This is a genomic window from Haemophilus sp. HN_Hi08 (assembly GCF_049824455.1).
Classification (GTDB): domain Bacteria; phylum Pseudomonadota; class Gammaproteobacteria; order Enterobacterales; family Pasteurellaceae; genus Haemophilus; species Haemophilus influenzae_D.
The window spans coordinates 1,622,202-1,635,081 of the sequence record NZ_CP187493.1; the positions used below are offsets into that span (position 1 = coordinate 1,622,202).

13 protein-coding genes and 2 pseudogenes are annotated in these 12,880 nt (G+C 38.2%); 1 reads left to right on the plus strand and 14 read right to left on the minus strand.

Annotation, left to right across the window (positions count from 1 at the left end; all coding sequences use genetic code 11):
- Positions 1-20: 20 nt before the first annotated feature.
- From ACPT8O_RS07910 to ACPT8O_RS07930, 5 genes and pseudogenes are all read right to left on the minus strand, one after another.
- The gene (locus tag ACPT8O_RS07910) at positions 21-1,157 is read right to left on the minus strand and encodes a glycerate kinase (RefSeq protein WP_021034965.1); all 1,137 of its coding nucleotides are present in this window, start codon (positions 1,155-1,157) and stop codon (positions 21-23) included.
- An 8-nt stretch (positions 1,158-1,165) separates the two neighbouring features.
- Entirely contained in the window at positions 1,166-2,425 is a 1,260-nt protein-coding gene (locus ACPT8O_RS07915) for a GntP family permease (RefSeq protein WP_021034964.1), read from the minus strand.
- A gap of 121 nt (positions 2,426-2,546) precedes the next feature.
- Entirely contained in the window at positions 2,547-3,653 is a 1,107-nt protein-coding gene (locus ACPT8O_RS07920) for a PucR family transcriptional regulator (RefSeq protein ID WP_021034961.1), read from the minus strand.
- A gap of 249 nt (positions 3,654-3,902) precedes the next feature.
- A pseudogene (locus tag ACPT8O_RS07925) lies at positions 3,903-3,983 on the minus strand (3-oxo-tetronate kinase); the annotation flags it as partial.
- Positions 3,984-3,991: 8 nt separating this feature from the next.
- Positions 3,992-4,114, minus strand: a complete 123-nt coding sequence (locus tag ACPT8O_RS07930) for a hypothetical protein (protein ID WP_021034960.1) — start codon at positions 4,112-4,114, stop codon at positions 3,992-3,994.
- 177 nt (positions 4,115-4,291) lie between these two features.
- Between ACPT8O_RS07930 and ACPT8O_RS07935 the strand changes: the two are divergent.
- Positions 4,292-5,042: pseudogene (locus tag ACPT8O_RS07935) on the plus strand (DeoR family transcriptional regulator).
- A gap of 89 nt (positions 5,043-5,131) precedes the next feature.
- Here the strand turns inward: ACPT8O_RS07935 and ACPT8O_RS07940 are convergent.
- The 9 genes from ACPT8O_RS07940 to ACPT8O_RS07980 form a co-directional block, all read right to left on the minus strand.
- Entirely contained in the window at positions 5,132-5,887 is a 756-nt protein-coding gene (locus tag ACPT8O_RS07940; protein WP_021034958.1) for a class I SAM-dependent methyltransferase, read from the minus strand.
- 108 nt (positions 5,888-5,995) lie between these two features.
- Complete coding sequence (locus ACPT8O_RS07945; RefSeq protein ID WP_021034957.1) at positions 5,996-7,090, minus strand: YadA-like family protein; 1,095 nt, start codon at positions 7,088-7,090, stop codon at positions 5,996-5,998.
- 152 nt (positions 7,091-7,242) lie between these two features.
- The gene (locus ACPT8O_RS07950; RefSeq protein ID WP_021034955.1) at positions 7,243-7,650 is read right to left on the minus strand and encodes a Hep_Hag family protein; all 408 of its coding nucleotides are present in this window, start codon (positions 7,648-7,650) and stop codon (positions 7,243-7,245) included.
- The gene (locus ACPT8O_RS07955) at positions 7,625-7,930 is read right to left on the minus strand and encodes a hypothetical protein (protein WP_265468855.1); all 306 of its coding nucleotides are present in this window, start codon (positions 7,928-7,930) and stop codon (positions 7,625-7,627) included. The genes ACPT8O_RS07950 and ACPT8O_RS07955 overlap by 26 nt, the downstream gene beginning before the upstream one ends.
- Before the next feature lie 121 nt (positions 7,931-8,051).
- Positions 8,052-9,200 (minus strand): N-acetylglucosamine-6-phosphate deacetylase, encoded by a 1,149-nt coding sequence (gene nagA, locus ACPT8O_RS07960; RefSeq protein WP_021034953.1) that lies wholly within the window; start codon positions 9,198-9,200, stop codon positions 8,052-8,054.
- A gap of 52 nt (positions 9,201-9,252) precedes the next feature.
- On the minus strand, positions 9,253-10,065 hold the full coding sequence (gene nagB, locus ACPT8O_RS07965) for a glucosamine-6-phosphate deaminase (RefSeq protein WP_061725090.1): 813 nt from the start codon (positions 10,063-10,065) through the stop codon (positions 9,253-9,255).
- A gap of 142 nt (positions 10,066-10,207) precedes the next feature.
- Complete coding sequence (nanA, locus tag ACPT8O_RS07970; protein WP_021034951.1) at positions 10,208-11,089, minus strand: N-acetylneuraminate lyase; 882 nt, start codon at positions 11,087-11,089, stop codon at positions 10,208-10,210.
- A gap of 10 nt (positions 11,090-11,099) precedes the next feature.
- Entirely contained in the window at positions 11,100-11,966 is an 867-nt protein-coding gene (locus ACPT8O_RS07975) for a MurR/RpiR family transcriptional regulator (RefSeq protein ID WP_012054838.1), read from the minus strand.
- Positions 11,959-12,861, minus strand: coding sequence for an N-acetylmannosamine kinase (locus ACPT8O_RS07980; protein WP_021034950.1), 903 nt, complete (start codon positions 12,859-12,861; stop codon positions 11,959-11,961). The genes ACPT8O_RS07975 and ACPT8O_RS07980 overlap by 8 nt, the downstream gene beginning before the upstream one ends.
- Positions 12,862-12,880: the final 19 nt, after the last annotated feature.

Consider the following 12,880-nt stretch of genomic DNA (forward strand, 5'->3'; position numbering starts at 1 on the left):
TTTAAAACAAGCCTTATTTATTAATGAAATTTAAATGCCAGTACTCTCGCCACATTTTGAGCGGAAGAAATTAAATTTTGTTCGCCTTGTTTGAGAATATCCGATAAATCGCCAAGTTGGTGAATAATAGGAAACACCGCATCAATACCGTGATCAAACACCACATCATAATCTTCACGCAAACACCCTGCGATGGCGATCACTGGCTTATTGAACTGTTTTGCCGTACGCGCCACACCAATTGGCGTTTTACCCATAATACTTTGTGCATCTATTCGCCCTTCACCCGTAATCACCACATCAGCATCTTTTACATAGTCGATTAAACGTAACCGGTCTAACACAATTTGTATACCTGCTTTCAGTTGTACACTTGGTAATAATAGCAATCCACCACCCATACCACCAGCAGCACCTGCGCCAGCCTGATCACGAATTTGTTTACCGCAATCGCGTTCGGCAATTTCAGCAAAATGCGAAAGTGCAGCATCAAGTTGTTTCACCATTTCAGACGTTGCACCTTTTTGTGGTCCAAAAATGGTAGATGCGCCACATTCACCACAGAGCGGATTATTCACATCGCACGCTACTTCAATGTGAACTTGTTGCAAACGTGGATCTAATTGTTGAACGTCAATCTTCACAATATTTGCTAGCTCTGCTCCACCAAAACCGATAGGCTTATCTTGCGAATCTAAACATTGCATCCCTAGTGCTTGCAACATTCCTACACCACCATCGTTGGTTGCGCTACCGCCAATGCCAAGAATGAAACTCTCCACACCTAAATCTAATGCCAGTTTAATCAACTCCCCTGTGCCGTAACTGGTGGTAAGCAAGGGATTGCGTTTTTCAGGCGGAACAAGATGTAAACCAGAAGCTGCAGCCATTTCGATAATCGCAGTTTTTCCATCTCCCGATAAACCGAAGAAACTTTTCACTTTGTCGCCCAAAGGCGCGGTGACTTCACATTCAATAAGCTTGCCTTGCGTGGCATCCACAAGAGATTGAACTGTACCTTCGCCCCCATCTGCCATTGGCAATTTTACATAGTCCGCATCAGGGAATACGCGTTTGAAGCCTGTTTCAATGGCAGTAGCTACTTCAAGTGCGGTCAAACTTTCTTTAAAAGAATCAGGTGCAATCACAAATTTCATAACAACTCCTAGAATTTAAATACGCCAAAAATTAAGGTAGAAACGATGGTCATCATCAAACCGACCGCACTTTCATAAGGAATAAGTTTTAAACGTTCTTTGATATCCATATTCACACTACCGCCTGTGGCATGGAAGAAAGAACCATGTGGCATATGATCAAATACGGTCGCCCCTGCGTGAATCATTGCTGCACCAGCAAGACTGCTAATACCAAGTTCTAACAAGGTACTACTGAACACATTGGATGCCACCGCAGTACCTGCAGTGGTAGAAGCTGTCGCTAAAGACATCAACGCCCCTGAAATTGGTGCAAGAATGTATGATGGCAAACCTGAATGTTCCAAACCTTGAATCAATACTTCTTTTAAACCAGAATTAGCAATGATGCCAGCAAGCGCACCTGTACCAAGTAACATAATTGCCACGGGTGTCATTTTACTCAATCCATTGATAGCATAACTATTTATATTGCGAAGTTTGCCCATACAAAGCGAACCAATCAAACCACCTAACGGCAATGCAATTAATGGATCAACTTTAATATCAAACAATGGACGAAGTGCCAATAGCAAAATTGCCACTAAAGGTGCGACAAGTGCGGTCAGAAATGAAGGTAAATTTTGCGTTTCAAGCACGATTACCTCTTTGTCAGTTACTTTAGAACCTTTGTTGATTAAGCGTTTTGCTAAGAAGTAGGTGAGAATCAAACCAAATAGTGCGGGAATTATACCAGCCATCATCACGGAAGTGAGTGGCAAATGAAAAGTATCTGCTGCCGCAATGGCATTTGGGTTTGGCGACATAATATTACCAGCTTTACCACCGCCAATCATGGCGAGCAAAATTGCAGCTTTCGATAAATCGCTGCGACGCGCTAACGCTAAAGCAATTGGTGAAACAGTAATCACTGCTACATCCACGAACACACCTACCGCAGTTAAAATCATCGTCGCCAGTGCCAAGGCGAGTAAAGCTCGAGTTTCACCCAATTTATTAGTAATGGTTTCCGCGATGGAATTTGCTGCACCCGATTCAATCAACACGCCTGCCAACACACCAGCAGCTAAGATACGCATAACCGCAGTAGTAATACCCTGAGCACCACCGATCATTAGGCTCACTGTTTGCGATAAATCCGCACCGCCAATTAAGCCTCCAACCAAAGCTCCCACCAACATACCATAAGCTGGTGAGACTTTTTTCAAAATGAGGAAGATAGCAACGATTAACGCCACCAACGCACCTATTGCTGAGACTGTTGTCATTTTTTCTCTCCTATAAAAATTAAAACCAAGGAGATTATTTCTGTTTTATAGGGAAAATGCTTTATTAGAGCAAACAAAAAGTGCGGTTAAAAATCATCAAACTTTGTAAAGTTATACAACCTCAATGTTCTAACAACGTTCCGAGATAAAGCGTTAATTCATCATCTATCTTATTGAAAAATAAGCCAGTTATTTGCTCTATTTTGTTCAATCGATAACGCAAAGTATTCGGGTGAACAAATAATTTTTCCGCAGTGAGATAAAGATCACAATTTGATAAAAAATATTGTTGAAGGGTTTTATAAAGTGTCGCATTTTCTTCTGAGAAAAGGGGAGAAAGAGGTTTTATCAATTCGTTCCCTTGCCAAGAATGAGATAATCCAGCAAGTAGCACAGGCAATCGATGCTCATCAAACACATAAATACCTTTGCGTGGATGATGTTTTAATCCATAAGAAAGCGTGCTTTGCGCACTTTGAAAAGACAAGGGAAGTTGCTCAAAAAGCGGTAGATTTAGACAAGCACCTACAGCAATTTTATAATCTTGTTTTGAATAATCTGCAGGTAAAAGCGTTTTCATTTGAGCAGAAAGTACGGTGGAGTTTTGCCAAGTCTTTAAGACCACAACCTGATCAAGGGACAAAATTGCCACATCCTGTGCAAATTCAGACTGTTCTAAATAATTGATCAGATGCTGTAAATTATCCAGGGCTGGATTAAGTAACTTAATCAATACAACCACACGAGATTTATTTAAATCAAAAGAAAAAAATTTCGCCTGCTGTTCCATCTCTTTCCAATTCAAATTGCTGTGTAATAATTGTAAAATAAATTCTTCTTTGTAACGACGATGCCAGCTTTCTTGTTCGAGTAAAGCCTGTTGTTCCACAATAAGTTCTGCCGTCATTTTCACTAGTTCGGCATATTGTTTCACCTGCGTTGGCTCACCAGAAATCCCCACCACTCCAATATTTTTGCCTAAATAATGAATCGGTAAATTAATCCCTGGTTGCGCTTCAAAATTCCATTTTTGTGCCAACGCTTGATCAATCTCTACCACACGATTTTCCCTCAACGCCAACACCGCTCCTGTGTGCCGTTGATTCAAACGCGTTGAATTTCCCGACGCAATGATCACACCTTCGTGATCCATTACATTTACAGAGTGATGAATGATCTTCATTGCACGTTTAACAATTTTTTTGGCAGTGTATTTATCGAGTTGCATATTTGTAATAAAGAAGATAAATGAAGATAAAATATTGAGAAAAAGAAAGTTAGTCAAATATTGTTTTATCTGCAAGAAAAGACGCGAGACTATTCTCCCACACTGCGTTTTTATCGCTATAATGTTTTATTCTGAACTTGAACATATCCCATAATTAATGCCAAAATTCCTAGTGGAAAAATAAGATCTATTACAGAACCATCATTTCCCCAAATCAAATTAGCAATAATAACGAGACTACCACTTATCGCCCAAGCCAGAACCTCCAGTAACTAATTTCAGATCAGCTACTGCTTCAGCAAGAATCATAAGCTGAGTATTATCTACCGCACTTTATCCTACGTTATAGGCTCCATCTGCTTTAATTTTTCAAGGGTTTGCGGATTAAAATCGACGCCATAAGTGGTTAAACCAACTCTTATACCAATAACGACAACTGAATAAGCTCGACGACCTATCATTATTTTTCCAAAATAAACTTTATTGATTTGATGGAATACATTTTGCCGCAGCTAAAAATAAAAAAATGTGACCTTAATCACAAATATTAACAATAATGTTATTTAATGTAAAAATAGTGAAATAACAACAAAAATACTCAAGAGAAGTTATAATAAAGAAAATTTTTTGGAGGCATTATGATTCCCGCAGAACGACAAAAATTATTGCTCAATTTGATTAGCCAGAAAGGCATTACAAGCATTTCACAGCTTGTTGAATCACTTAATGTTTCACATATGACAATTCGGAGAGATATTCAAAAATTAGAAGATATAGGAAAGGTTATTTCAGTATCTGGTGGCGTAAAAATGCAAGAACATCTTTCTTTTGAACCGACTCATCAAGATAAATCCTTACTCTTTTGCGATCAAAAAGAAAAAATTGGTGAAACTGTGGTGCAACTGATTCCTAAGAATACAACTCTTTATCTTGATGCAGGTACAACAACACTTGAAATTGCCTATCACATCATTGAACGCAATGATTTATTAGTAATCACGAATGATTTCTCTATTGCTCATTTCTTAATGACTAACGGAAAATGTGAATTAATCCATATCGGAGGAACAGTTAATAAGCAAAATCATTCTTCTGTTGGTGAATTAGCTGGACAATTTTTTTTCCATTGATATAGCCTTTGTTTCCACATCATCTTGGACATTAAAAGGATTAACAACACCAGACGAAAATAAATTACCTGTGAAAAAAGCATTAATTAGTGCCAGCAATCAACAAATTTTAATATCAGATTCATCAAAATATGGGAAAGTGGCGACATTCCATATTTGTCCACTAACAAATTTTGATCACATAATTTGCGACAAAAATCTTGTTGAATCTGCACAGAATGGCATTAGAGAATTAAATATTAATTTAACTATCGTATAAATAAATTAATATAAATGATCTGCACCCCAAAACTAAACAAATAAGCTTACTCATTAAAGGTGCAAATCAAAGTGCGGTTCATTTTTATATTATTTTTGACTACATACAGCAATAAAATGTAATTTATGTTCAGGATCATTAAAGGTTTTGAACATTCTTTTAAATTGCTCACGATTTTCCGCTTTCATGGCATTACGGATGATTTTTAACGTACCGAAAATTCCTTCATCATAAATCATTCCTTTTGGAGAAAGTAATGTCATCTCGCCAGAGAAAGTATCTACATATCTAAAGCCACTTTCTTGGAATATGCCTTTCCAGCCATCTTTCGTTAATGGCGTGACAGTCACGTTAATCGCTTTTCGCATATTTTCTAGAATAGTTTGATGATCATTCCCCACCAGCATAACATCGTGAGTAAGCAATAAACCATTTGGTTTTAACACTCGAAAATATTCTGCAATGGCTTTTTTCTTCGCTTCCACGGGTAACATCGTGAGCATCGCTTCATTGATGACAATATCAAAACTTTCATCCTCAAAAGGCAACTTCATCGCATTCGATCGCTGCACATGAATTTTTTCTTGCAAGCCATTTGCTTCGATATTTGCTTGTGCTTTTGCTAACGCATGTTCGTCTAAATCAACACCTTCAATATGGCAACCAAATTGCTTCGCCAATCCAATGGCTGTCGTCCCCATATTACAAGCAACCTCTAACACTTTTTTATCTTGACTAAAATCGCCATTGGCAATTAACCAATCTGTTGCTTTTTTACCGCCTGGACGCAAACGAGTTTTACCTAAACGTGCAAGAAAATTATGCCCAACTTCATCTTTTGCCATATCTATCTCCTAGTAATTAACTTGGTTTTTATATTATAGATAAAAATGATAACTATTAAAATGGCAGATCAAATAAATAAGGCGGAATAATTGTTCCGCCTTTTTCTCTTATTTCTTCAATGCTTTTTTCAATTCAAGTAATTCTCGACGTAACTGTTTCAATTCGCTTTCCATTTCAGCTTGTTTATGCAGTTTTTTGTTGGTTTCTACTTGTTGAGAACGCATCATCACTACTTCTTGTCGCAATTGTAAAACTTCCGCAGAATTAACCGCACTTTGTGTTGAAACCGCAGGTTTGGATTTGTTACCAAATTTCCAAGAAACACCTGCGCCAAAGGTTTTTTCCGAACCAGAAAAACTCCCCGCTACATTAAGCAACACATTTTCAACTGGCTTAAACACCGCACCCATTGCCATCGCCTGCGCATTTTTATAACTTCCAACCCCCAAAGACAACGCAAATTTATCATCTTCGCCTAATTGTGCAGGTTTTAATGAAGCCAACGCTGCAGCACTTGTGCCAACGCGGTTAATATGTAAATCTGTTCGATTTAAACGCGTATTTACGTGAGTGAATTGATTATCAATTTGTCCAAGTTTAGTTTCTGTACCATCTAAACGATTATTAACTTGTGTAAAGTTATTATTAACTTGAGTAAATTGGTTATCAATTTGACCCAGTTTATTTTCTGTACCATCTAAACGATTATTAACTTGTGTAAAGTTATTATTAACTTGAGTAAATTGGTTATCTATTTGACCCAGTTTAGTTTCTGTGCCATCTAAACGGTTATTGACTTGAGTGAATTTGTTATCAACTAGAGCAAATTGATTATTCACTTGACCAATTTTAGTTTCTACCGCATTTAACTGACGAACATTTACTGCATCATAATCTTCTGTGCCATCGGCGACATTAACGATTTGGCAGCGGAAATTAGTTGATGAATCACCAACAGAAACACTGTTTTCTCGATCCGCAAAGGACATATAACCTACAGCAACAGAATGTTTGGCAACAGACTTAGCATAAGCTCCTAAAGCTGTTGATTCTTTAGCATATGCTAAAGAACGATTCCCCACCGCAGTACTGTCTTCGTCTACTGCTGTACTGGAACTCCCCAAAGCCGTTGAATATCTGCCTATTGCTGTACTATATGTGCCGTAAGCAGAAGCTGTTAGTGCATGTGAAGATGAATGCATCCCAAAAGCTGTTGCAGCATAGGTTTTTCCATAAATTTGTTCTAATTCTTCTGGTGTTTTTGAAAGAGTTCTTGTTGGGCTAGTAATTGAATTGGATAGAATGGCAGTACTGCCAGATTGTCTAACATAAGATTTCTTTAAGGCTTCAAGATCTATTTTTTACTATTTCCATATTCATTATTATACGCCTCAACTGTTTCAACTTTACTAAGCAGACCAACAGCAATAGAACCGTATCCGCCTAGGGCTTTGCTCCCATGTCCTAAAGCAATACTATATTCTTCATTCGCTTCAGACCATCGACCCAACGCCATACTTCGTTTTCCTAACGCTTTTGCATGCGTGCCAACAATGCCTTCCCCATTAACTCCCGTTTCTGAATATGCTCCTATCGCAGTAGAATCCTTACCTAAAGATTTCGCCCCTTCTCCAATGGCAAGACTCAAATATTCGCTAGCCTTAGCACTCGCACCTATGGCAAATGAATTTGAACCGGAAGCATTGGCTTCATTTCCTACGGCTATAGCAAGTTGTTTAATGGCTAATGGCTTTGGATTCACTTCCAACAGCAACAGTATCCGGTCCCGAGGCATCAGCGTTCAATCCAAATGCAACAGAACGAACGATTGCTTTTGCTCCAGAACCACAAGCGATACTATCTCCATCTTTTTTAAATATTGACTGATCAATCGCAAAAAACTGAACAGGATAAAAAGAAGTAGAAAGAAGCAGGCTGATTAAAGAAAGTCGGGTTAGATTATTTTGCTTGCTTGCTTGCTTGCTTGCTTGCTTGCTTGCTTGCTTGCTTGCTTGCTTGCTTGCTTGCTTAATGATTTTCATAATATTTTTCCTTTTGTCAAATAAATGATTATCGAAAGGCTTCCAAAAATCACAAAATATTAATAAAAAATCTGTGACGTATATCACAGATTTTTAAATCAATTAGCTATTTAGGCTTTTACTACTTACTCTCTTTCCACTTTCCATTTACTACTGTGCCGATCACTTTATAATCTGGCGTAAACACCGCTAAGTTTGCTATCTTACCTTTTTCTACCGAACCTAAACGATCATCTATACCAATTGCACGAGCTGGGTAAAGGTTACTCATTCTAATGGCTTCCGCAAGAGGAATTTCAACATATTCTACCGCATTTTTAATGGATTCCATCATTGTGATTGATGCCCCTGCAATCGTGCCATTCGCATCATAGCAACGCCCATCTTTGATATAAATTGTTTTTCCTACAAAGGTAAAACTTTCTAGTTCTGGCGGTGCACCTGCGGCTGCAATGGAGTCAGTCACAATACAAAGTTTGTCGCCTTTGATTTTTTTATCAATGCGAACATTGCCGTAATTCACGTGAATACCATCAACAATAATACCTGTGTAAATATCGCTGTCTAGCACAGCTCCCACGACACCCATTGCACGCCCAGAACTAATTGGCGACATTGCATTATGTAAGTGAGTCGCAAAAGTTGCACCTTTATGGAATGCGGCTTTAGCCACCTCATAGCTTGCGTTGGAATGCCCTACAGAGACAATAATGCCCGCTTCCACAAAATCGGGCGTATAGTTAATAGTTGGATTTTCTGCGGCAATGGTAATTTTTGTAATGACATCCGAATTTTCACAGAGAAAATCTTTCATTTCTGGCGTAATTTCACGAATATATTCGGGACGGTGCACGCCTTTTTTCTCAATGCTAAGATAAGGCCCTTCAATATGTAAACCAAGTGCTTGGTTTTTATGCTTGTTTAAATATTCACGCATAATTTTCACCGCACTTTTTATGTTTTCATCTGGTGCCGTAATAAAAGTGGGGAGGAAACTTGTACAACCTGATTTTAAGTTAGTTTCCTGCATAATTTCCAAGGTTTCAACGCTAGTTTGGTCGTTAAACATCACGCCACCGCAGCCATTTAATTGCAAATCAATAAAACCAGCAGTTAAATTATTACCTTGTAAATCAATGGTTTTGATGTCCTTTTCTAATTCAGTTTGCGGGATCACTGCTTCAATAGTCTCGCCATCAATTACTACCGCATAATCTCGTAGAATTTCGTATTTAGTGTAGATCACACTGTTGGTTAATGCGTATTTCATTCTATACCTTCCAAATGTTTTAAGAAAAACGACTGATTGTAAAAATGATAGGTTATTTATCGCTGTAATAAGTCCCAGCAACCGCACCTTCTAATTCAGTAAAATATTTCACGGTTTTCACTTTTAACTCTTGTTGAGCAGCTTCATCACAAACGAGCAAGAAATGACGGTGCATTTGTAATGCACTGACTGTCCATAAATGGTTAATACTGCCTTCAACGGCAGCTTGCACTGCCAGTGCTTTTTGATGTCCTGTTGCTAAAATCATCACTTCTTCTGCATCTAATAATGTGCCAACACCAATGGTTAAAGCATATTTCGGCACTTGAGTAACATCGTTATTAAAGAAGCGTGAATTTGCAATTAATGTATCTTGTGTGAGTGTTTTAATGCGGGTGCGAGAACTTAATGAAGAGGCAGGTTCATTGAATGCAATATGTCCATCCACACCAACCCCCCCCATAAACAGATGAATTTTGCCGTAGGATTTAATTTTTTCTTCATAACGACGGCATTCTGCATTATGGTCATCGGTATTGCCGTTAAGAATATTGATATTTTCAGGTAAAATATCAATATGATTGAAAAAATTGTTATACATAAAGCTGTGGTAACTTTCAGGGTGTTCCTCTGGTAAACCCACATATTCATCCATATTGAAAGTCACTACGTGTTTGAAACTCACTTTGCCTGCTTGATGAAGTCGAATCAGTTCTTGATAAGTTTTTAGTGGTGTACCACCAGTAGGTAACCCCAATACAAAAGGACGCTCGGCGGTAGGTTTAAAATCATTGATACGATTGATGATATGTTGTGCAGCCCAACAACTGACTTGTTGTTCTGTTTGTAGCGGAATAAAACGCATATTAGCCTTCCTTTATTATTGACCGTAATGATCCTATTCATATCGTAGGGTGGGCTTTACCCCACCAATCTTATTGGATATATGGTGGGCTAAAGCCCACCCTACGGCAAAGGATCATGATAAGTGCAGTAATTTTTTATATTTATGACAAAAATTTCGCTTTCAATTCTTTTGCTTTTGCAACTTGTTCTTCTGTTGCTTTTGCTGTCATTGGCTCACGGCAATAACCTGCATCCACCCCTTCTAATTTAAGCAATTCTTTGATGGTTAAATATAAACCGTTCGCTAAAATGCCTTCGATTAAATCATTGGTTACGTGTTGAATTTCTAATGCTTCAGCTAATTTACCCGCTTTGGTTAATTCAAAAATTTGACGAGCACGAACGCCGTTTACGTTGAAAGTTGAACCGATAGCACCATCTACGCCTAAAGAGGCAGCAGGTAACATCATTTCATCAAAACCTGCCCAAATTAAGTGGTTTGGATAAGCTTTTTTCAAACGTTCTAATAAGTAGAAATCACCTGCTGTGAATTTCACACCCAATACTTTCGGATTTTTGTAAAGCTCGCCAAATTGTTCAATGCCCATATTCACGCCAGTTAAGAACGGAATAGAGTACACGATCATATTATTGCCCGTTTCTGCAATAATGGTGTCGTAATAATGTTTAATTTCAGGGAAACTAAATTTGTAGTAGAACGGAGTAACAGCAGATAAGCAATCATAGCCTAATTCTGTTGCATATTTACCTAATTCAACTGCTTCTTTTAGGTTTACGCTGCCCACTTGAGCGATTAATGCGATTTGATCTTTTGCTTCATCTTTTGCAATACGGAAGATTTCTTTTTTCTCTTCCGTTGAAAGCATAAAGTTTTCGCCTGTTGAACCGCCCACATATAAGCCGTCCACTTTCATTTTGTCGATGTTGTGGCGGATGATTTGGCGTAAACCTTTTTCATTAATGGTGCCATCTTCATTAAATGACACTAATAATGCACTGAAAATACCTTTTAAATCACGCATAAGTTTTCTCCTATTTTATACGTTGTTCAAGAATTACATTGAGAGTTTTTTGTTTAGTTTGAGCGGCAATTTCTTCTTCGCCCTGCACTAACAAAGCATAAATTAAATCTAATACAAAAAGCTGTGCGATCTTGGTGCCAATAGAATCTCCTTGTAACTTGCCTTGTTTATTACCATTTACCAAAACATAATCAGCATATTCTGTCACAGGGGAACGCAAACTATGCGTCAATGCCACTGTTGTTGCACCATTTTGTTTTGCAATTTTGATGGTATGTGCCGTTTCAGCAGAATAACCAGAATGGCTTAAACCAATTGCCACATCAGAAGATGTAAGTAATGCTGCCTGCATATACATAAAATGATTATTACCTGAAGCATCCACTTGAAAACCAATACGCATCAGCTTATTTTTAGCATCTTCCGCCGTTACGCCAGATGAACCCACACCAAATAAAAAAATACGACGTGCTTTTTTAAGTACTTTAACGACTTCTTCAAGCTGTTTTAAATCAAGTAAATTAATCGTTTCTTCCATTACATTAGCAACTGCGGCTTGCAATTTTTGTGCAATAGTGAGCGAATCATCACTTGGCATAATTTCTGTTTCAAGTACGCTTTCATCTTGATTATCTTTCGTCGCAAGTTCAATAGAAAGCTCTAATTTAAAATCGCTGAAACCTTTAAAGCCAACGGTTCGACAAAAACGGACAAGCGTAGCCTCTCCCACTTCTAAGTGTTTTGCAATTTCAGAAAGGGGACATTGCGATACCAAATCAGGCGAACGCAAAATCGTATCAGCAATTTTTTTCTCTGATTTAGTTAAACTCTGGTAAAGCAAGCCAATTCTGTTTAACACATTTCCCGATTTAGCCATAAATTGTTCCTTCAGGCTTATCCAGTAAAACATCTTTTACCCAATAAGCCGCACCAATTAAACCTGCATCTTGTCCAAATTTAGCGGATTCAATTTCACAACAATATATCGAAGGAAAATCTTGTAAATATTTTTCGACCAAAGGTAAATATCCCTCAGCTAATCCTACACTACCACCAATCGCGATTTTTTGAATATCTAAACTAATCACTAAATCTGCAATTAAATTAGCAATGGCTTTCGCAGAACGCTCGACAAGTGCGGTCGCTTTTTCATCATTTTTTCTAAAACGCTCAAACACTTCTTTTGGCTCGCACGGATCTTCCCATTGGGAAGAAACCGCTTCAATTGCTCGCCCTGAAGCAATCGCTTCGACACAACCTCGACGCCCACAACCACAGATCGCACCATTTGGATCAGCTAATGTATGACCAATATGCCCAGCAATACCACGAGAACCTGTCTGCAAAATTTGGTTTAGCACAATCCCTCCGCCAACTCCTGTTGAAACGGTAATAAAAACAAAATTTGATACCTGTTCAGAATTTTGCAATTGATATTCCGCATAAGTCGCAGCTTGTGCATCATTTAATAAACCAATCGGTTTATCCGTATGTTTTGCAATACTAGCTTTAAGTGGAAATTCCGCCAAGCCGCCTAAGTTTTTCGGATTTAATGCACTTAAAATGCCATTATTGATGATCCCCGTAGATGCCACCGCTACATAGTCAAACTGCCCTTCATAATCAGCAAGTAATTTGCCTAACGCTTGGTGCATTCCCTCCACGACATTTTCACGTGGTGTATGAATTTGCTGACGTTGCTCAATTTCGCCATTTTTTACAATCGCCGCTGCAATTTTTGTCCCACCAATATCTAGTGCTAAACAACGCATAACTTATCCTTATAGTGTA